16 protein-coding genes are annotated in these 19,644 nt (G+C 62.1%); 4 read left to right on the top strand and 12 right to left on the bottom strand.

From position 1 onward, the window contains the following. Window positions 1-13 precede the first annotated feature (13 nt). Window positions 14-943 carry a hypothetical protein gene (locus ABZS45_RS11965; RefSeq protein ID WP_412100020.1) on the top strand — a complete coding sequence of 310 codons (930 nt, stop codon included), beginning with the start codon at window positions 14-16 and terminating at the stop codon, window positions 941-943. A gap of 29 nt (window positions 944-972) precedes the next feature. Here the strand turns inward: ABZS45_RS11965 and ABZS45_RS11960 are convergent, their stop codons facing one another. The 10 genes from ABZS45_RS11960 to ABZS45_RS11915 form a co-directional block, all read right to left on the bottom strand. Next, window positions 973-2,193, bottom strand: coding sequence for an FUSC family protein (locus ABZS45_RS11960; RefSeq protein WP_412100019.1), 1,221 nt, complete (start codon window positions 2,191-2,193; stop codon window positions 973-975). Between the two features lie 140 nt (window positions 2,194-2,333). Continuing rightward, window positions 2,334-3,368 carry a class II fructose-bisphosphate aldolase gene (gene fbaA / locus ABZS45_RS11955; RefSeq protein WP_412100018.1) on the bottom strand — a complete coding sequence of 345 codons (1,035 nt, stop codon included), beginning with the start codon at window positions 3,366-3,368 and terminating at the stop codon, window positions 2,334-2,336. A gap of 185 nt (window positions 3,369-3,553) precedes the next feature. After that, complete coding sequence (locus ABZS45_RS11950; protein ID WP_412100017.1) at window positions 3,554-4,750, bottom strand: glycoside hydrolase family 76 protein; 1,197 nt, start codon at window positions 4,748-4,750, stop codon at window positions 3,554-3,556. A gap of 63 nt (window positions 4,751-4,813) precedes the next feature. Beyond that, window positions 4,814-5,488 carry a TrmH family RNA methyltransferase gene (locus ABZS45_RS11945; protein ID WP_070448055.1) on the bottom strand — a complete coding sequence of 225 codons (675 nt, stop codon included), beginning with the start codon at window positions 5,486-5,488 and terminating at the stop codon, window positions 4,814-4,816. Continuing rightward, window positions 5,481-6,026: an orotate phosphoribosyltransferase gene (gene pyrE / locus ABZS45_RS11940; RefSeq protein ID WP_010188690.1), complete on the bottom strand. Its 546-nt coding sequence runs from the start codon at window positions 6,024-6,026 to the stop codon at window positions 5,481-5,483. Before pyrE ends, ABZS45_RS11945 begins: the two co-directional genes overlap by 8 nt. Before the next feature lie 148 nt (window positions 6,027-6,174). After that, window positions 6,175-7,416 carry a hypothetical protein gene (locus ABZS45_RS11935; protein ID WP_412100016.1) on the bottom strand — a complete coding sequence of 414 codons (1,242 nt, stop codon included), beginning with the start codon at window positions 7,414-7,416 and terminating at the stop codon, window positions 6,175-6,177. Window positions 7,417-7,480: 64 nt separating this feature from the next. Continuing rightward, window positions 7,481-8,332 (bottom strand): sulfurtransferase, encoded by an 852-nt coding sequence (locus ABZS45_RS11930; RefSeq protein WP_412100015.1) that lies wholly within the window; start codon window positions 8,330-8,332, stop codon window positions 7,481-7,483. Window positions 8,333-8,427: 95 nt separating this feature from the next. Then, window positions 8,428-10,989: an ATP-dependent chaperone ClpB gene (gene clpB, locus ABZS45_RS11925; protein WP_412100014.1), complete on the bottom strand. Its 2,562-nt coding sequence runs from the start codon at window positions 10,987-10,989 to the stop codon at window positions 8,428-8,430. Window positions 10,990-11,250: 261 nt separating this feature from the next. Beyond that, complete coding sequence (locus ABZS45_RS11920) at window positions 11,251-12,654, bottom strand: TetR/AcrR family transcriptional regulator (RefSeq protein WP_412100013.1); 1,404 nt, start codon at window positions 12,652-12,654, stop codon at window positions 11,251-11,253. Window positions 12,655-12,865: 211 nt separating this feature from the next. Next, on the bottom strand, window positions 12,866-14,236 hold the full coding sequence (locus ABZS45_RS11915; RefSeq protein ID WP_412100012.1) for a sodium/glutamate symporter: 1,371 nt from the start codon (window positions 14,234-14,236) through the stop codon (window positions 12,866-12,868). Between the two features lie 168 nt (window positions 14,237-14,404). Here ABZS45_RS11915 and ABZS45_RS11910 point away from each other — a divergent pair, with 168 nt between their 5' ends. Beyond that, the gene (locus ABZS45_RS11910) at window positions 14,405-15,604 is read left to right on the top strand and encodes an FAD-binding oxidoreductase (protein ID WP_412100011.1); all 1,200 of its coding nucleotides are present in this window, start codon (window positions 14,405-14,407) and stop codon (window positions 15,602-15,604) included. 51 nt (window positions 15,605-15,655) lie between these two features. Here ABZS45_RS11910 and ABZS45_RS11905 read toward each other — a convergent pair whose 3' ends face one another. Further along, window positions 15,656-16,465, bottom strand: a complete 810-nt coding sequence (locus ABZS45_RS11905; RefSeq protein WP_412100010.1) for a carbon-nitrogen hydrolase family protein — start codon at window positions 16,463-16,465, stop codon at window positions 15,656-15,658. A gap of 102 nt (window positions 16,466-16,567) precedes the next feature. Between ABZS45_RS11905 and ABZS45_RS11900 the strand changes: the two genes are divergently transcribed. Beyond that, window positions 16,568-16,828 (top strand): hypothetical protein, encoded by a 261-nt coding sequence (locus ABZS45_RS11900; protein ID WP_412100009.1) that lies wholly within the window; start codon window positions 16,568-16,570, stop codon window positions 16,826-16,828. Further along, window positions 16,825-17,976, top strand: coding sequence for an alpha/beta hydrolase (locus ABZS45_RS11895; protein ID WP_412100008.1), 1,152 nt, complete (start codon window positions 16,825-16,827; stop codon window positions 17,974-17,976). The genes ABZS45_RS11900 and ABZS45_RS11895 overlap by 4 nt, the downstream gene beginning before the upstream one ends. Here ABZS45_RS11895 and ABZS45_RS11890 read toward each other — a convergent pair. Next, window positions 17,973-19,493 carry an aldehyde dehydrogenase family protein gene (locus tag ABZS45_RS11890; RefSeq protein WP_412100007.1) on the bottom strand — a complete coding sequence of 507 codons (1,521 nt, stop codon included), beginning with the start codon at window positions 19,491-19,493 and terminating at the stop codon, window positions 17,973-17,975. The two genes, ABZS45_RS11895 and ABZS45_RS11890, sit on opposite strands and share 4 nt — an antisense overlap. Between the last annotated feature and the right edge of the window lie 151 nt (window positions 19,494-19,644).

Raw genomic sequence — 19,644 nt, 5'->3', positions numbered from 1 at the left:
CTATGCTTCTTGTATGATCTGTGCACTTTTAGACTGCGGTGGCCACCTCACCGACGCTCACACCACTGCACTCACTGAGACTGCCCGGCGCGGAATACGTATCGAGCACTTCCGCGTCGCGGAGGTCCCCAGTCGGCAGGAGCTGAAGGCTATTGATTCCTTAGCCAGGGAGATCCTGCCAGAGGACCCCACCCCTTCACTGGATGAGATTGCCGCACAGCCGGACGTGAGCCATCTCGGCGCACCGGGGCCAGCACCGCAAGCCCCATTCCTGCACGAGTCGCTGCGCATCGTGGTGATCGGCAACGATGCTGCGCTTAGCGCCGTACTGACCCGCATGATGCGAGCGGATTACCTGTGGGCCGAGGTGGGCTACGTCCCCACCGAGGAGAACTCCACCGCGGCGATGAATTGGGGCCTGAAATCGAGCGAAACGGGCCAGCGCCGCCAGGGTCTCGGCGACCAGGTCGCCGTTATGGAGGAGGCACTCTCCTTTGCCATGACCGCGCCTGTCAAGCCGGCACCGCTCATCCGCAATGATGCGGGCCTGGCCGTGGCGGGTTCGGCAACGATTGCGGAGTGGTCGAACGAGGAAATCACCGGGGAAATCATCGTCGATGATGCCGTGCTGCTGCGCGCCGACCGTGAGAAGGATGTTTTCGGAGCGAAGCTCGTGCCGATGACGGATGCGCCGGGCATCGTGGCGGCGAAGGCGGTGACGAGTTTTGAGGCGGACGCAGCACCGCGCCGGGGGCTCTTCGCCCGCCTGCGCAAGCCTGCCCAACCTGGGCAGCTCGACCCAGCTAGTGTCGTGCAAGGCCGGGCGGTACAGGCTGGCGGGCCTTCGCTCAGCGTCAGCGTTGATGGAGTCCGCGCCAAGCGGCCGGTCAAGCGCGTGACGTTTTACCGTCACCTGCGGGATCTGCAGATAGTGCGGCCCTAGACAGCACGCCTGAGTCTTGGTTTTAGCCCCTAGTCCCCTTCCCAGACCTCCGGCGGGTAGGCCGGGTGCTTGGAGGTGGGTACGAGCTGCGCCACGGCTGACTCGCGGGACATGCCACACACCATGAGCAGGTCCACGATGATGGAGCGCGTCTGTGCCAGCACAGCATAGGCGGAGAGTACGGCTTCCTCGCCGGCGATGTCCACCGAGCAGCGCGCACCCAGCTGGCGCAGGCGGTTGACTATTTCCGGAATTGCTTGGGCTTCATCCACGCGGCGCTCATGCGCTGTTTGGTGGGTATAGAGGTCGGAGAGCTCCATCGTGATTTCAGCAAGTTCGTCGATGATCTCAACTTGCTCGGCGGTGGCTTGGTCGCCGTCCTCGGCGAGAACAAGCGCACGGCGGGAGAGCACGCGGGTGCCGCGGACCATGTTGTCAACAGGAGTGAGGATGCGCTCCAAGGAGCGCACGGTGCGCTGCGTGCTCCACAGAAAGGGTGATAGCCGTGCGGTTTCCGCACCGCCCTTGGTGGCGTTGAGCATGTTGTTGATGTCATCCTGCGTGCCGCGCACGGCGTCGCGGGCCTCAGTGATGGTTTCGGGATCATTTTCTTCCAGCCCCTTGGCCACGTCGGAAAGGACCAGGGAGGTAATGCCTAAGACCTTCGAGACTTCCGAGCGCCCCGCGCGCAAGGGCGAGGAAGGAATCAGCACGATCATCGTCAGGCCAATGACCGCACCGATGATGGCGTCAATAGCGCGGGAGATTCCGCCCATTTCTTCCGGCGGAAGGATGGTGGCGATAAGGATGGCGGCGATGACGATTTGGTTGCTCACCAGCTGCGAGCCTGTGACGAAGGAACCAATCACCAAAGCAAGACCAATGATGATAGTCATGTGGATGGGGCCGGTCCCGAGGGTATCGACAAGCAGCGTGCCCACCAGAACACCCACGATGCCGCCGATGGACATGTCCACTGCGCGCTTAAGGCGGTCACTGCCCGATAGGCCGAGGATGATGATGACGGCCATCGGAGCAAAGAAAGGCTGCTCGTGGCCGAAGAAATCATGCGCAACATAGAAGGCCAAACCAGCACCTATCGTGCACTGAAGCATGAACACGAGCCGGTTGCGGATACGGGTGAGGCGCGCCTTGAGGGACTTATCCACCAACCGCAGCTGCTCGCGGGTAGTTTTGCGAACGCGCTTGACGGTACTTGACGAACTCGACGATGACTCTTGCGCTTCCATGACTCCGGTATTTTACGCGTTCTGGCGGCGGGCTTGGACGAACAAAGCCACCCCTCGTGGGTGAGAGGTGGCTTGTTGGCATGTGATGACGCCGCTCAGCGCCGGCGGCTGCTCAGCAGCGTCATCCAGTTGGTGTGGGTTTACTTAGAAACCGTCTTGCCCACGGAGTGCAGGTCGGTGCAGGCCTCAACCACGCGGTCAGCCATGCCCTGCTCAGCCTTCTTCATGTAGGAGCGCGGGTCGTAGACCTTCTTGTTGCCAACCTCGCCGTCGATCTTGAACACGCCGTCGTAGTTAGCGAACATGTGGCGTGCAACCGGGTTGGTGAAAGCGTACTGGGTATCGGTGTCAACGTTCATCTTGATGACGCCGTAGCGCAGAGCCTCTTCAATCTTTTCCTTCTCGGAGCCGGAGCCACCGTGGAAGACGAAGTCGAAGGGCTGGGAGCCTTCCTCCAGGCCGAGCTTCTTCACAGCAACCTTCTGGCCCTCATCCAGGACCTCCGGGCGCAGCTTCACGTTGCCCGGCTTGTACACGCCGTGGACGTTGCCGAAGGTAGCGGCCAGCAGGTAGCGACCCTTCTCACCGGTGCCGAGGGCATCAACAGTCTTTTCAAAGTCCTCCGGGGAGGTGTAGAGGTTCGCGCCGGCCTTGGCCTCAACGCCGTCCTCTTCACCGCCAACGACGCCGATCTCAACCTCGAGGATGATGTTGGCGTTGTGGGCCTTCTCGAGGAGCTCCTGTGCAATCACAAGGTTCTCATCGATCGGGATAGCGGAGCCATCCCACATGTGGGACTGGAAGAGCGGAAGCTCGCCGCGGTCAACGCGCTCCTGGGAGAAGGCGATCAGCGGGCGCACGTACTCGTCCAGGACTTCCTTCTGGCAGTGGTCAGTGTGCAGCGCAACGTTAATGCCGTAGTGCTGTGCAGCCTCGTGAGCGAAGGCAGCCAGTGCCTTGGCGCCGGCAACCTTGTTCTTCACGGACAGGCCGGAACCGAACTCCGCGCCGCCGGTGGAGAACTGGATGATGCCGTCGGACTCAGCCTCGGCGAAGCCGCGGAGAGCGGCGTTGATGGTTTCGGAGGAGGTGCAGTTAATTGCCGGGAATGCGAAGCCGCCCTTCTTGGCGGTATCCAGCATCTGGTTATAAACCTCAGGGGTTGCAATAGGCATGAAATTCCATCCTTTGGAGTTGCTGTGCAGTAAGCCGTGCCGTCTCACAAACCAGCGAAACAACACGTTCCAACACCCAAGTATGCCTGTTGTTGTGGTTTTCCGCCGCGAGATGAGATGTGACCTCACTTAAACAGCGCTGCACGGGCAGGATAAGACCCCGTCTACCTGGGAAAATGGACCTTCTAGTTGGATTCTGACTTGTACTTCACAATCCGGGTGCAGGCCTCCAACAACATCCAACCGGACAACTGAACGGACAAATCGCGCTCAGCCACGCGGATAATGCCCATCTTCTGGCTCAGAGAAGAGGGCCCGAAACCGTAGTTATGAGGCAGCTTCGCATCCGCGGTCCAATCGGAACCGAAGATGGGCAAGCCGTCTACCTCTAGTCGGTGTTCCCACACGGATTCCGCAGAGGCCGTCACAAGGCGAGCAGCCAGCTTCTTGGTTGCGCGGTTGGCCGGGGAATCGCCCGGCAGACGGACCGCCACGTCCGCGAGGTAACGGGCAAGGATGCCTTTGAAGAGGCCGCCGTCGCCGTCGCCAGTCTGCCAATCGATGACGCCCGTGTACGTCGCCATGCCAGTGGCCACCGCTTGGACTAGGCCACGGATGCGCGTGGTGTAGTCCATCATGTCCGCAGCGAGTTCTGCCTCGTGGACGGAGTCGATATTCTCCACGGAGCGCAGGCCGGTCTTCTCCCGCAGCGCCAGCACGATTTCCAAGCAGGCACCGAGCACCACGCCCTGGCAGTAGGGGTGGATGTTGCGGACGATCTCCTGCCCATCCATCCGCATGCGGATGCCGTCCATGACGAAGCCATCGTCGTCGATCAAGTGATCGTAGATCCAGTCCACGATGTGGCGGGCCTCGTCCACGCGCCCCATCCGGGCCAGCATGATGGCGCCCGGACCGTTGGAGGGAACGTTGAGGAAGGTCTCGCCTTCGCGCCAGGGCAGCACGCCGACCTGGGTGTCGATGCCATCGCGGATGTTGTGCTGCAGGGCGCCCAACTTCTTGTAGGGGCGCTGCTTCTTGAGCTCACCAGCGCGGCCGATGGCCAGGGCCAGCCAAGCTTTGTCGTCGTAGTAGCGATTCTTCGTCAGCGCACGGAGATTGCGCACATGGATGCCGCGGATGGTGTCAGCGATGCGCGCGCGGCGAGCTTTGGTGTTTTTGCGCAGGGCCGCGTCAACAAGACAGTCCAGATAATGCGCCTGCCACCAATAATGCCAGTGCACAAAGAGTGATTCCTTGGTGGTGGGTGGCCAACTCACCACGGCAAGGTTGGTACGGGGCAAGCCCCACACGGCCTGCGCGTGGCGCTCATTGATGGCTGTTTCCGCAAGGTCGGCGCGGTGGGACCATTTCTCTAACACTTTTGTCTCATCATTCTCACAATGTGAATTCGTTACCTAGATGTAAACACAGTGCGCGGGATCTCACCAAGCTTTTGATAAATCGGCGTGCTGCCGAATCCATGCATGCATGGCGATGCCCGCAGCCACGCCCGCGTTGATGGAGCGAGTAGAACCAAATTGCGCGATTGAGCAGGTCATTACTGCTGCGTCCTGGGCCTCCGGGCTGACGCCTGGGCCTTCTTGTCCGAAGAGGAGCAGGCAGCGCTCGGGCAGCTCCGCTGTCTCTAGGGGGACACACCCGGGGGTGTTATCGATGGCCACAACGGTCAGTTCCTGGTCCGCCGCCCAGGCCATTAGCTCAGTAACATCCGCGTGGTGCATGAGGTGCTGGTACCTGTCGGTGACCATGGCGCCGCGCCGGTTCCAGCGGCGGCGTCCCACAATGTGGACGGTGTCGACGGCAAAGGCGTTGGCGGTGCGCACCACGGTGCCGATGTTAGAATCGTTCTCGAAGTTCTCAATCGCGATGTGCAGGGCGTGCCGGCGCTTATCGATATCCTCCCGGATCGCCTCGCGCGTCCAGTAACGGTAGGCATCGACGACATTGCGGCGATCCCCCTCCGCGAGCAGTTCGGGATCGTATTTCTCCGCTTCGGGGCCTTCGGGCAGCGGGCCTTCCCACGGGCCAACACCGTGGCGGCCCTCGTTCCACTCGGTGGGGCCTTTGGCTGCCGCCTCTTCCTCGGGCTTAGGCAAGGTCGAGATCCTCAAGGCCCAGCAGGTAGCGGTACTCCAGGCCCTCGGCGGCGATGGCTGCGCCGGCATCGGTGTTGCGGTCCACCACGGTGGCCACGCCGACGACCTCGGCGCCTGCCTTGCGAAGAGCCTTCACGGCGGTCAGCGGCGAGTTGCCGGTCGTAGTCGTGTCCTCGACAACGAGCACCTTCTGGCCCTCGACGTTGAAGCCCTCAATCTGGCGCTGCATGCCGTGCTTCTTGGCCTCCTTGCGGACGACGAAGGCGTCGATATCGCGACCATCGGCATGCATGATGGACAGCGCAACCGGGTCCGCGCCCATGGTCAGGCCACCGGCGGCGGCATAATCCCAGTCAGCGGTGAGCTCACGCAGCAGCGAGCCAATAAGGCGCGAGGCCTCGTGCTGCAGGGTGGCGCGGCGCAGGTCCACGTAGTAGTCGGCCTCCTTGCCGGAGGACAGCGTGACCTTGCCGTGGACGACGGCCAGCTCCTTCACCAGTTCTGCTAGACGTTGCTTCTTCTGCTGATCCAGGCTCATCGCTCGCTCCTTAAAGTCTGTGGCTGTTCGGCCGTGAAAAATCCGCCCTGTAGTTTACCCTCTTCCCGCACGGTTGCCCGCGACTAGTGCTGGTGCTCGGCTGTGACACCTGGCTGCGGCGCCTCGCCGCGGCGGCAGGCTGGCGGGTCTAGTCGAAGATGGAGGAGCCGCCATCGAAGCGGCGCGGCAGGCGGGCCTGATTGTTTTCGTGGGTGGGGCGCTCGTGGCCATCGGCAATCGCGTCGACTTCATCCGCACCCAGGCTGGAGTGGTCAATGGTGCCGCGGGCCTCGCTGGTGGTGCGGCTCGGCATGACCACCGGCTCGGTGGGGCGCTGGATGGTGGGGGCGTCGAGGGAATCATCGCGGTCCGGAACCGCCGTGGGCCCGGTGGGTTCCGGCTGCGGAGGTTCCGGGATGTCGCGGCTGGGATCCAGCTCATCGACGCGCAGGACCTGAGCGGCTTCGGAGCGCGGTGGAAGAACGCGAGCAGCATCGGCGAGCAGCGACAGCGGTTCGAGCAGCTCTTCCCACTCAGCGCTGCGGGCCTGCCGGGTAGTTTGGGCCAGCACCCACTCCCCTTCCAGCCACACGGCAGTCACCGCGGCGGGTAGGCGGCTCAGCGCCGCGGTGACGCGGGTATCGATGAAGCGCTGGCCCACGCCAGCATCGGAGGAGAAAACCTCGAAACCTTCCTCCTCACGCACGTACAACAGATCCTCGGAGAGGTTTTCGATCTTCTCGCCTGCTCGGCGGAAATCCACCACGATATCGGAGGCCGCGCCGGTGCGCATAGCCATGACGGGGATAGCACCCATATCGAAGAGCAGCGTCTCGTGTCCCCGGACAGTTCCGGCGACGATGTCGCGGGGTTCGTGGCCGCGGGCGGCAGCGCCGCGGGTCCACTCATCCGCCAGGTAGGAATCATACTTGAGGTATTCCCAGCCGCGCTGCTGGCCAAAGGCCTTGCGCTCACGGCGGGCACTGCCCGGCACGAGGTACTTGGCGCGCTCTGCGCGCTCCGCAAAGCTGGGTGCGGCCGCTTGCGGTTCGGCGGCCGGTTCCGCAATGGGCTCGGCGGCCGGTTCTTCAGCGGCATCCGCAGTTGGCTCGGTTGCCGGCTCAGCCACGGGTTCTGGCTCCGGCTCGGTGATGATGTCGGGCTCTGGAGCAGGCTCAGGCTCCTCGGCGAGCGCAGGTTCCTCGGCGAGCGTGGGCTCTGAGGGGGAATCAGCGGTGAGTTCAGACTCAGCGGAATCGGCCGCTGCGGTGGGTTCGTCGGCGACATTCTCGTCGGTGGAGAGTGCGGCGCGCTGGCGCTGGTCCAGCCAGAGCACAATGAGACCAGCCGCGAGCGCGACGGCGGCGAGGGATAAGAGTACGAAAGGCATCACTGCCTGACTCTAATCGCCCGGCGCGCTCGATCTGCGCTGACGCGCTGGTCACGCGCGGATTCTAGACGTGCTCGCGGTCGCCGCGCTCAACCGGATTCTTCGGGTTGGCTGACCACTGCGACCATCCACCCACGAAGTGGCGCAAGCCGGTAAAGCCCACGTGTTCCAGCACGGCGATCGTAAGCGCGGAGTGGTTACCGGATCCGGAATAGATAATGGCGCCGTTCACGTTGTCCTTGGTCACGCCGTGTTGGTCGAGGATCTCCAGAATCTCCTCCTTGGACTTCCACACGGTGATGTCCTGCGTGTGGAAGAGGCGCTCCGGAAGATTAACCGCGCCTGGGATGTGGCCGGCCTTCAAGTCGAGGTTCTCGCGGCGGCCGGCGAAGCGGTTGCGCGTGCGAACGTCGAGAAGCAGGCCCTCATGGGCCTTAACCTCATCGATGGTGACCGTGGGCATCGACCCCGACTTCACTTTAAGGTTCGAGGTCATGCCCAGGTTGCCCGGACCGGTAAGCGTGGGCATCGCCTGGGCACGCCAGTTGGACAGGCCGCCGTCAAGAATGCGGACGTTGCGGATGCCCGCCCAGCGCAGCGTCCACCACGCACGGCCGGCGAAGAGGCCGCGGCCTTCGTCGTAGACCACAACCTCGCTATCCTCACGCAGGCCCCAGTGATCGATCCACTCTTGAATCTTCTCGGGCTTCGGGAGGGGGTTGCGCCCGGCCTTGGAGCCCGGCAGGCCCACGAAGGCTGAAGCGGCGTCGGCGTACTGGGCAGTCGGAATGTGGAGGGAGGAAAACTGATTGAAGGCCTCGCCTTCCCCTGGTGCCCAGAGGGAAGCGAGGATGGTCGTCTTATCACCGCGGTAAATCTTCTCACTCAACTCGTGAGGGGAGATCAAAATGCTCATGTCCCTAGATCATAGGGGCATGAGCGGGTGCTGGCGACCGGTGAGCGCGGTGAGCGCGGTAAGCGCTCATCGCGCTTACCGGTGTAGGCGGAGCCTTAGGCGGTGCGGGCAGCTAGCTCGAGGCGCTCGCCACCGTCGGCGACGTCAACGTGCACGGTATCGCCGTCCACGATGTCGCCGGCCAGGAGCTTCTTGGCCAGCTGGTCACCGATGGCCTGCTGGATGAGGCGGCGCAACGGGCGGGCACCATAGGCCGGGTCATAACCGCGCTCGGCCAACCACAGCTTGGCCGCGTCGGAGACCTGCAGCGTCAGACGGCGGCCGGACAGGCGCTCGGCCAAGCCCTTGAGCTGGATGTCCACGATGCCGGAGAGCAGATCCGAGGTCAGCGGCTCAAACATCACCACATCATCAAGGCGGTTGATGAACTCCGGCTTGAAGCTGCGCTTGACCGCCTCCATGACCTCCTCCTTGGTGCCACCGGCACCCAGGTTCGAGGTCAGGATGATGACCGTGTTGCGGAAGTCCACGGTGCGGCCCTGGCCATCGGTCAGACGGCCTTCATCGAGCACCTGGAGCAGCACGTCAAAGACATCCGGGTGGGCCTTCTCGACTTCGTCGAAAAGCACCAGCGTGTACGGACGGCGACGCACCGCCTCCGTGAGCTGGCCACCGGCGTCATAGCCCACGTATCCCGGAGGGGCACCGACGAGGCGAGCGACGGAGTGCTTCTCACCGAACTCGGACATATCGATGCGAACCATGGCGGATTCATCGTCAAAGAGGAAGTCCGCCAGAGCCTTCGCCAGCTCCGTCTTACCCACGCCAGTGGGGCCCAGGAAGAGGAAGGAACCGGTCGGGCGATTCGGGTCAGCCACACCAGCGCGGGCGCGGCGCACGGCGTCGGAAACCGCGGTGACGGCTTCCTTCTGGCCCACCACGCGCTCACCCAACACGGACTCCATGTTGAGCAGCTTCTCGGTCTCACCCTGCAGCATCTTGCCAGCCGGAATACCGGTCCAAGCGGAGACAACCTCCGCGATGGTATCCGGAGTGACCTCCTCGGTGAGCATGGTGTTGTGCTGCTGCTTCGCCTTCTCCTCGGCGGCGGCCAAGTCCTTCTCCAGCGGTGGCATCTTGCCGTAGTTGATCTCGGAGGCCAAGGCTAGGTCACCATCGCGCTCCGCAATCTCTGCCTGGCGGCGCAGATCCTCGAGTTGTTCCTTGATGGTCTGCACATCATCGATGGCCTTCTTCTCATTGGCCCAGCGGGCCTTGAGTTCACCGAGCTTCTCGCGCTCATCAGCCAGCTCCTGCTGAAGGGCAGTCAGGCGGTCCTTCGAGGCGGCGTCCGACTCCTTCTTCAGGGCCAGCTCCTCAATCTCGAGGCGGCGCACGATGCGCTCCAGCTCATCGATCTCCTGCGGGGAAGAGTCAATCTCCATGCGCAGGCGGGAGCCTGCCTCATCGACCAAGTCGATGGCCTTATCCGGCAGGAAGCGGTTGGTGATGTAACGGTGCGAGAGCTCAGCGGCAGAGACTAAGGCCGAGTCCTGGATGCGCACGCCGTGGTGCACCTCGTAGCGCTCCTTGAGGCCACGGAGGATACCGATGGTGTCCTCCACGGAGGGCTCAGCGGCGTAGACCTGCTGGAAGCGGCGCTCCAGGGCGGCGTCCTTCTCGATGTACTTGCGGTACTCATCAAGGGTGGTAGCACCGACCAGGCGGAGCTCGCCGCGGGCCAGCATGGGCTTAATCATGTTGCCGGCGTCCATGGAGCCTTCACCGGTGGCGCCAGCGCCCACGATGGTGTGCAGCTCATCGATGAAGGTGATGATCTGCCCATCGGAAGCCTTAATCTCATCGAGCACGGCCTTGAGGCGCTCCTCGAACTCGCCGCGGTACTTCGCGCCGGCGACCATGGAACCGAGATCCAGGCTCAGCAGGGTCTTGCCCTTGAGGGATTCCGGTACGTCACCCGCCACGATGCGGCGGGCCAAGCCCTCCACGATGGCGGTCTTACCCACGCCGGGCTCACCGATGAGCACCGGGTTGTTCTTGGTGCGGCGGCTAAGAACCTGGACCACACGGCGGATCTCCTGATCACGGCCGATGACCGGGTCAATTTTCCCTTCGCGGGCACGGGCGGTTAAGTCCGTGGCGTACTTCTCCAGGGCCTGGAACTGCTCCTCGGGGTTCTCCGAGGTCACCTTGGCTGCGCCGCGCACGGAGGGGAAAGCGCCCTTGAGCGCGTCGTAGGTAGCACCACGGGAGGTCAGAAGCTCGGCGGCATCCGACTTCGAGCCCGCAATAGCAGCGAGCAGGACCTCGGTGGAGACATATTCATCACCGAGCTCGCCGGCCAGCTCCTGGGCGCGGGTGAGGACGTTGAGGGCGTCGCGGTTAAAGTTCGGGTTCGCCATGTTGGCGCCCTCGGCCTTCGGGAGGGCGCCGATAAGCTGGCGTGCCTCCTTGAGCACCGTCTCCGGATCCACACCGGTGGCCTTGAGCACTGGGGCGGCGATGCCGTCCTTCTGCTCGAGGATGGCTGCTAAGAGGTGTGCCGGGCGGATGTCCGGGTTACCGTTGGCGGAAGCCGTCTGCAGTGCTTGCTGCAGGGCCTCCTGAGTTTTAGTGGTGGGGTTAAAAGAACTCATTGTTGTGTTTCTCCGTTTCTACCGTTTATCCAAACCTCCCTGCGGCTACAGCAGGGAAGGAAGCTTCACTGTCTATAACGCTACAGAACTTGAGTCTGTTCCACTCAACTAGAACTTTTTTAAAACCAACCACCCCCGACTGGGTTGATAGGGCTTCACTCAAGTTTTTCTTCTGCCCGCTTGGCAGGCCATAGGTATAAGAAAACCGGCCCCTCCGCCCTGCTGGGTGCAACGGTGCGGAGGGGCCGGTGCCGTAAATGCTTAAGCCGACTGAGAGGCTTGTGGTTGCTCCTCTGGAAGGTCGTAGGAAAAGGAAGCGAGAACCACGGCCGTAACAAAGTAATAGAGGGACCACTTCTGTTCGAGGTCGATATCTCGAAACCCACCCATCGACGCCAAGTGGCACATGCCGTCAGCACCGGCCCACAGTGTGAGGTTCTTGATATAGACCAAGCGATCCTCCGGCGCATAGCCGGCCTCTCGCAGCGCCTCACGGGCAAACCGCATCAGCAGCGCGAAGGACTCACCCATCTGGGTTTGCTCCTCACCGTCCTCACTCAACGGCACCACGGAGCCGGAGGCAGCAGCAATGCAGGCGCTATATCGTTCGGGGAAGGTCACCGCATAGTAGAAATAGGCCACCGCAACGCACAGGAGCTTGTCGACGGCCGATGCCCCCTCCGGCAGCCGCTCCAGCAGGTAGAGACTGTGGGCTTCAAGCTCGCAGTCGGTTTCCCACTCAACGGATTCACGCAACACGAAGTCATTGTCCACCAGCGAAGCAACGAAAACATCGGAGACACCGAAATACTCGGCCACGTTCTCAATGGTCACGTACTGCAGCCCTTCCCGCGCTGCCAGCTGGATGGCACGTTCCTTAACAGCCATGCGTGCCCGCTCTGTGGAAAGTTCCTGCAAGTCCTCAATCGCGGAGATGTCCAACGAAATATCGCGGTCCGGAACAAACCCGGCGAGCAACGCGCGATACTCCTGCATCGGGCTACGCAGATCCGGCATCTCCAAGAACTCTGCAGCCTTGAACAGGGTTCGAATTAGTGCTTTACACACTTCACGGAGGTTAAAGCGTCGCACCACCGAGTGCTGGTGCCGCAGCACACCCAAAACACTCAGGTGCGCCATACCGTGGACGGTAGCCAAGGTGGCCACGCTCAGCCGCGCCACCGTTTGAAAGCACACATCGCTTCCTACCTTAAGCTTCTCCTCGGCCGCGATGAGCGAGATGTTTTCATAGATCAGGTCCAAGGTGCGGTTGTGGGATAAGTTTCCCCGCAAAAGAGCACACCATTCCTCCTCGTAGACATAGGCCTTCTTCTCAAAGAGGTAGCGGAACAGCTCCGGCTCGCGCTCGGCGTACTCGTAGTAGGCCTCAATAAAAGTGGTCAGCTTAGTAAAAAGATCGGCGTAACCAGGAGCAGCGTCGAGCGTTTCCTCGAGGAACTTAACTTTCCGCTCAGTTACGTAATCAGGAAGCGCGTGCACGATTGCCTCGCGATCAGGAAATTCCGCGCGCACCTCAGCGACGGGAAGCTCTGCCAGCTTGGCCACGGATTCCACGGTAATAGCCTCATCGCCCTCGGCCGCCCCGATATGCAGCGCAGACTCGAGCATAAGCCCACGAGGTGAGTCTTCATAAAGAATATGCATATGGATTCCTAAGTCTGCTTACACTGAGCAAAAAAGAAAAAGAGAGGATGGGAGGGCGCCACACTGACAGCTTCCTGAATTTTAGCCTTTCCCTTAACAAAAGAGCAATGCAAGATTAAATCCATTTCGCACTAGCATTCAGGCCTTGCTTAAGACGAGAAAACCCTCAAGCCATAAGGCTGAGGGTTTTCACGTGCTAGCAGGTCAGCGTCTACTTCTCTGAGCCGACGTGTCCGATGCCTTCCTTGAAGATGGTGCCGCGCGGCGGCATCATCCCACTGAACTTGAAGACGAGGTAAATGACCACCGCGATGCCCAGGGAGATCCAGCCGAAACCAGCGGTGAAGCCGTACATGACGGCCAGCGGCGCGATGATGGTCCAGGAAATCTCGAAGGGACCGAAGCCAATGTAGGCCATGCCGTACTCCGACAGGGTGCCGGACTTGAGCTTCGGATCGACGATCTTGAGGATCGCAATACCGGTGGCCACGGTAGCCGTGGCCCAGCCCCAGCCAAAGATGCCGCGCTCAATCCAGCGCTCACCGAAGAACTCGGCGGGGAACCACATGAGGAAGAAGACGCAGTAGATGGTGCCCAGAACGAAGAGCAGGAGAAGAGCCTGCCAGTAGGCCGCGACGGCAGCCGGCACGATGGCCGCCACACCGAAGGCGATGAGGTAGTCGGTGGCCGCACCGGACACCGAGCTCACCGTGTCCTTATCCAGGTAATCCTTGGCGCCCACCATGTTCATCACGGCACGGAAGAGCAGACCCACGACCATAGACATAGCGAACAGCGGGATAGAAACATTCTCCCACACGGAGGAGATTCCCTTGTTGATGCCATAAGCGGTCATCACGGTCAAAGCGATAAAGCCAACGTGCAGGGTGATGGGCTCGATGGCAGACGGGTTGGTGGTAGCGCGGCCGAGGGATGGGCGGTCCTCCAGGCGCGAGATGTAGCCGCGGCGCAGTTCCTCCGGAAGCTGCTTCGGCACGTGCGAGACCTTGCCCTTGCGAATGCCCCAGTTACCGGCGACGATACCGCCAATGATGGCGGCCAGCGTACCCACGGTGGCGGAGGTAAAGCCCAAGGAGGACGCCGCCTCAGCCCCCACACCTTCCAAGGCACTGCCGACAGCCGCTGCGGTGCCGAAGCCACCCGTGAAGCCAACGGGCAGCATCATGCCGAACCAGTCTGGGGTATCAAAGGTTGGCTTGAACAGGAGAAGACCCAAAACAATGAACAGGCCCCACTGGCCGGTGAACATCATGGTGGAATAGCCCCACATGTTACGAGCGCCCTTGCCCATGTTGCCGCCCATCTCCATAGAGAAGGCCATGGAGGCAAAAACCACGGCGATGAGCAGCGAAGTGTAATCACCAAGATTCTCGGAGAAACCGATCCAGCCCAAGACATTAGGGCCTAAGAGCAAGCCGAGTAGACCTGCCGTGATGGGGGCAGGCAAGAGCAAGTCCTGGAACACGAACTTGATCTGGTGGCGCAAAACGTTGCCGATAACCATGAGCAAGGAAATCCAGCCCACGTCGGTCATGATTGTGTACGCAGAGAAATCTTCCATGCGAAAACTTCCTTCCATGCCGCACTCGGCGGCGTCCTTGAGACGAGACTCACCCTCTTTCGGGAAATGAACCGTTGATTACACTACAACCCCCTCCCCACTTTTCCACCCCTGGCATATAACCCTAGGGTGATGTTCCTCTACCCCCAGGGGCTAGGATGGGCGGGCATGAGGGAACTGGGTGAGCACCTACGCAAGCACGCGGAAGACTATCGCGATGCAGTACACAGGCACTTTTTCGCCACCGTAGCCGAGTCCCGCCAAGTCTTTGCCCTGTCGATGAAGGACACGCACCCCTCCATGGCCCCGGCGCTGGCGTGGGTGCTGGAGAATGTGGAGGACGGTGAGGTACAGGGGGACGTCGCCCAGCGCCTGGCACGGATGGGACGCGATCATCGCCGCCTCGGTTTCCCGCCTGAGGTCTATCCGAAATTTGAGGCATCGTTAGTGCACGGCTTAGAGGTGCTGGGGCTCACCCCGTATCAGTACGACGTCGCCACGCGCACTATTTCCCGCGTGTGTTCCATCATGCGCAGCGCCGCCCAGGAGGCGGATGCCGCCGGCACTCCCCCTGCTCACAGCGCCCAGGTCGTGGCGGTGGACAAGCCCAACCGGAACACCGCTGTGGTCCGGCTGGAATCCGGCATGGCGCTGAACTACCGCGCGGGCCAGCACGTACCGGTGACCTCGCAGCTCACGCCGGGAACCTGGCGCCCGCTGACCCCGGCTGCTCCTGCTGATGATCCCGGGCAACTGATTTTCCATCTCGCGCTGGCCGGTGAGGCCTCCTCCATGCTGGCCAAGGCGCAGCCGGGTGATTGGTGGACGCTAGGCATGCCCGCCGGTGAGCCGCCGCGACTTGATTCCGGAACCACCCTCATTTCTTTCGGCACGGGGTGGGCAGGTGCCCGGGCGCTGCTTCTCGACGCCCTGGAGAACACCCTCCCCTCCGGTCTCCAGGTCTATGCCGTAGCACCTTCGCCGGGCGAGCACTATGACACGGAATTTCAGGCCAACCTGCAGGCTTTGCTTCCGGAGCTGAAGCTGCGCCACATCGTGCGGGAAGGGCAGGACCCTTGGCTGCTGGGGGCGCAGCCGGCTGCCCACGGGTTTAAGCCCGTGGTGGCCAAGGAGCCGATGGAACCGGTGCTCGCTGAAGGGACTGACCGCCGCTTTGTACTCATCGGTCCGGCCGACCGCGTGGAACTAGCGCGCGCGGCCTTGCTCGCGGGTGGTGTCGCGGAGAAGGCTATCACCATGAATAGCTGGCAGCGTGGCCACGAGTGGGCGGCCTCCGCCGCGGAGCTCGACGGCTGGGGCGATGACTGGGAAGCCTGGGCGGCGTGGAAGAAATCCCAATGGGCCTAAGCGCTATAAGCGCTTAGACGTGCAAGCGGAGCTTGGGCATGCAAACGGAGCTTAGGCGTCTAGGACTGGGAGGGATTCGCGGACCTTCGCCACGGTATCTGGCTCCACCTCGCCGTAGAGGATTTCCGGCTCATAGCCGACTTCGGCAAGACGTGTGCCATCCGGTGCCACGAGGACGGAATGACCAATTCCGGTGGGCCCGGAGGTCTCTCCCGCCTTAGCCTTACCACCGGGGCGGGCTTGGCCTGCGGCCAGAATATAAGCCGTGGAATCAAGCGCGCGGGCCGCACTCAGCAGGCGCCATTGGTCCAGCTTGCCCGGGCCATCTGCCCAGCTGGTGGGCACGACGATGAGCTGAGCACCCTGGCGGGCGAGCTCCTTGAATTGCTCGGGGAAGCGGATGTCATAGCAGGTGGCGACACCCACGGTGAGCTCCCCGGCATCAAAGACAACGAGCGATTCGCCGGGCCGGACGGTGTCGGATTCCTTGTACTTGAAGGCGTCGTAAGTGTGGATCTTTTCGTAGCCACCAAGGACGCCAGGACCGGCGAGGAGCGCGACGTTGGCCACGCGGTTAATGGTCTTCTCACCACGCTGGACGGTATCCGCCGGGGCGAACATTCCCAGCACCACATACACGCCGAGTTCTTCTGCCAGCGCGCGCACGGCGGTGGCGGTGGGGCCATCAAGCCCTTCTGCGTGTGTATCGAGGCGCCCGGAGTCGAAGCTCTGGGTGGTAGCTTCCGGCAGGACGATGAGCTGCGCGCCGTTTTCCGCGGCTTCCCGGATTTTGTCGAGCGCTACTGTGAGGTTTTCCTCGACGTTTCCGGTACTGGTCAATTGAACTGCTGCTACCTTCATGCGGCCCACGGTAGACGAGCCCGGACTACTTATCCACAGATTTCGTGCATTCGCGGTTGCCGCTCTTTACGGCGATTGGACAGTTAGCGCACTCTCGATGCTATGAATCACCTCGACATCGACCATGCTGCCCTTCAGGAGATCCGTTCCCTCTTCGCCCATGCCTCCCCCACCGCCTCCACTTCCTTGCTAGAACCCCCTCGCACGGCTCGCGCGCTAGCCCTTCTCTGCGCGCGGTGGGAGGAGGTGCGCAGAGCCAGCGAAGGGGCTCGACGGGCGCATTTGGAAGAGCTAGAGCGCTTCGTGGGTGTGGCCCAGAGTCTTGATGTAGCGCTTTCCGCACGCCTGGAGGGAAGCCAATGAGCGCGTCGGCGGCACTGCGCGCGGAGACTAATCGTATCGAGACTTTCGCGTCTGAGCTTGAACTTTACATTGATGATGCACACCATAATTGGGCAGACCTAGCGCTATCCGGAGCTGCTGCCGATGCCGCGCGGCGCGCATTGCAGCGCGCCACCGACACGCTGTTAGAACCCGCGCAACAGATGCGCCTGGCCGCGCGGATCCTGAGCCTCTATGCGCCGCTACAGGAGAGAATTGAACAGCTGCGCGCACGCGCCCTGCAGCTCGCTGCGGTTCCCGCTTTTGCTGAGCCCGCCAGCGTGGTGCTTGGGCAGTTGGATGCATTGGCCGACGTCCTCGATTGGGCCTGCGCCCGCCAACTAAACGCCTTATGCACTCCGGAGATGGCCCAGCCACCGAGCCGCTTGGAGGATTTCAGCGACCTGACTCTCACTGAGCTGCACCAGGTCCAGCTGACCATGGCTAGCGAGGAGGTTCGCTCCCTGGCTGCGGCTAACCCGGACCTCACTGTGTTGGAGGCCAGCCCTGGGCGGTTAGTGGCGCTCGTGGATCCCGAAGGCATCGGGACCCACGCTGCCCAGGTAAGTACGTTTGTGAGCGGGGTAGGTTCTTCCGAGACAGCGAGCTGGCCCACCGCCGTGGAGCGCGCCCGCGCCATCGCGCGCGCCACCAACGGGCCCACGGTGGCGTGGATTGGCTATTCCGCCCCGGCCTCGCTGCCCCGCGCTGCACACGAGGACCCGGCGCGCCGCGGAGCTGCTGAGCTGGGTCGCTTCCAGCGCGCTTTGCGGCAGCGCTTTCCGCACGCGCAGCATATCCTCCTGGGCTACTCCTATGGCTCTGTGGTGGTGGGCAAGGCGGCGCAGCAGGACTATGTTGCGGATGACATCGTGCTCGTCGGCAGCCCGGGCGCTTCCGTGGATAGCGCTTCGCATCTGCACGGCCGGGTGTGGAGTGCGCGGAATACTGAGGACCCCATCGCGATTGCCACGGGGCCGCGCGGCGGAATTCACGGCCCCGATCCCTCCTCCCCGCCCTTCGGCGCAGCGGTGGTGCCCGGCACGAGCAGCCTGCCGGGGGATCATGGTTCCTATTGGAAAGACCCCGCATTTCTGCAGGGTCTGAGCATCATCGCGCGACGCTTTTAGAAGAGGCCAGCCTGCTCCTCAGAGTAGGACACCAGCATGTTCTTCGTCTCCTGGTAGTGGGACAACATCATGAGATGGTTCTCGCGGCCGATACCGGACTCCTTGTAACCACCGAAGGCGCTGTGAGCCGGGTACACGTGGTAGTGGTTGACCCACACGCGGCCAGCCTGAATTTCGCGTCCGGCACGGTAGCAGGTGTTCTGGTGGCGCGACCACACACCAGCACCGAGGCCGAAATTGGTGTCGTTGGCAATCTGAATGGCTTCCTCGAAGTCCTTGAACGTGGCCACGGAGAGCACCGGTCCGAAGATCTCCTCACGGAAAATGCGCATGTCGTTGGTGCCGCGGAAGACGGTCGGCTCAATATAGTAGCCGTTCTCTAGGCCCTCCACCTTGTTCACATGTCCACCGATGAGGGTCTCCGCACCTTCCTTCGGGCCGATCTCGAGGTATTCGGTGATCTTGTCCATCTGCTCCTGGGAAGCCTGCGCGCCCATCATTGTTTCGGTGTCGAGCGGGTGGCCGATCTTGATCTTCTTCACGCGCTCTACGGCCAGCTCCAGGAACTCGTCCGCGATGTCCTCGTGGATGAGCGCGCGCGATGGGCAGGTGCAGACCTCACCCTGGTTGAGCGCGAACATGACGAAGCCTTCGACGCACTTCTCCAGGTAGGCATCGTCCTTGTCCATGATGTCCGCGAAGAAGATGGACGGTGACTTGCCGCCGAGCTCCAGGGTGACTGGGATGACCTTGTCGGCGGCGGCCTTGTTGATGATCTTGCCCACCGGGGTGGAGCCAGTGAAGGCAATCTTGGCAATGCGATCCGAGGTAGACAAAGCCACGCCCGCTTCCTCACCGACACCGTTGACGATGTTGAGCACGCCCTTGGGAAGGAGATCTCCAATAATTTCAATAAGCAGAAGGATCGATGCCGGGGTTTGCTCGGCCGGCTTCATCACAATGGTGTTGCCCGCGGCCAACGCCGGGGCAATCTTCCACGCCGCCATGAGCAGCGGGAAGTTCCACGGGATGATCTGCCCCACCACACCCAGCGGCTCGTGGAAGTGGTAAGCCACGGTGTCCTGGTCAATCTGGGAAAGGCGCCCCTCCTGAGCACGAATCGCGCCGGCAAAGTAACGGAAGTGATCGACAGCCAGCGGGATATCAGCAGCGAGGGTCTCACGCACGGCCTTGCCGTTCTCCCAGGTTTCCGCGACGGCGATCTTTTCCAGGTTCTCCTCGATGCGGTCCGCAATGCGGTGCAACAGGAGCGCACGCTCGGCCGGGGTGCTCTTACCGAAGGTTTCGAAGGCTTTCTCTGCGGCGTCGATGGCCAGGTTGATGTCTGCTTCCTTGCCGCGGGCAACCTGACAAAAGACCTCTCCGGTAACCGGGGTGATGTTGTCCATGTATTCACCGTCGACCGGCGGTACCCACTCGCCGCCGATGTAGTTGTCATAGCGCTCACGGAAGTTGACGATGGCGTCTGCGGTTCCGGGGTTGGCGTATAAAGTCATGGTCATCGCACCTTTCTTAGTTTTCCTTTGTGTTTCCATCGGCTTTCCCATTCTTAGCGATAGGTCACAGTCAAAGATCGAACGTGATAAGCAACACAGCTGTGGCTGCGAGTGTAGCGCTAATTTTTGACAAACTCACGTTTTCTACAAA

It is taken from the genome of Corynebacterium aurimucosum, assembly GCF_046895345.1.
In the GTDB taxonomy this organism is placed as follows: Bacteria; Actinomycetota; Actinomycetes; order Mycobacteriales; family Mycobacteriaceae; genus Corynebacterium; species Corynebacterium aurimucosum_G.
Note: the sequence above shows the minus strand (reverse complement) of the source record. Positions and strands in the feature narration are given on the sequence as shown.

What these genes read in the sequence shown, in the direction of transcription:
- ABZS45_RS11895 (WP_412100008.1), top strand. Translation starts at nt 16,825, where the DNA reads ATGAGCGCGTCGGCGGCACTGCGCGCGGAGACTAATCGTATCGAGACT.
- ABZS45_RS11890 (WP_412100007.1), bottom strand. Translation starts at nt 19,493, where the DNA reads ATGACTTTATACGCCAACCCCGGAACCGCAGACGCCATCGTCAACTTC.
- pyrE (WP_010188690.1), bottom strand. Translation starts at nt 6,026, where the DNA reads ATGAGCCTGGATCAGCAGAAGAAGCAACGTCTAGCAGAACTGGTGAAG.
- ABZS45_RS11965 (WP_412100020.1), top strand. Translation starts at nt 14, where the DNA reads ATGATCTGTGCACTTTTAGACTGCGGTGGCCACCTCACCGACGCTCAC.
- ABZS45_RS11920 (WP_412100013.1), bottom strand. Translation starts at nt 12,654, where the DNA reads ATGCATATTCTTTATGAAGACTCACCTCGTGGGCTTATGCTCGAGTCT.
- clpB (WP_412100014.1), bottom strand. Translation starts at nt 10,989, where the DNA reads ATGAGTTCTTTTAACCCCACCACTAAAACTCAGGAGGCCCTGCAGCAA.
- fbaA (WP_412100018.1), bottom strand. Translation starts at nt 3,368, where the DNA reads ATGCCTATTGCAACCCCTGAGGTTTATAACCAGATGCTGGATACCGCC.
- ABZS45_RS11905 (WP_412100010.1), bottom strand. Translation starts at nt 16,465, where the DNA reads ATGAAGGTAGCAGCAGTTCAATTGACCAGTACCGGAAACGTCGAGGAA.
- ABZS45_RS11910 (WP_412100011.1), top strand. Translation starts at nt 14,405, where the DNA reads ATGAGGGAACTGGGTGAGCACCTACGCAAGCACGCGGAAGACTATCGC.
- ABZS45_RS11935 (WP_412100016.1), bottom strand. Translation starts at nt 7,416, where the DNA reads ATGCCTTTCGTACTCTTATCCCTCGCCGCCGTCGCGCTCGCGGCTGGT.
- ABZS45_RS11930 (WP_412100015.1), bottom strand. Translation starts at nt 8,332, where the DNA reads ATGAGCATTTTGATCTCCCCTCACGAGTTGAGTGAGAAGATTTACCGC.
- ABZS45_RS11900 (WP_412100009.1), top strand. Translation starts at nt 16,568, where the DNA reads ATGAATCACCTCGACATCGACCATGCTGCCCTTCAGGAGATCCGTTCC.
- ABZS45_RS11960 (WP_412100019.1), bottom strand. Translation starts at nt 2,193, where the DNA reads ATGGAAGCGCAAGAGTCATCGTCGAGTTCGTCAAGTACCGTCAAGCGC.
- ABZS45_RS11915 (WP_412100012.1), bottom strand. Translation starts at nt 14,236, where the DNA reads ATGGAAGATTTCTCTGCGTACACAATCATGACCGACGTGGGCTGGATT.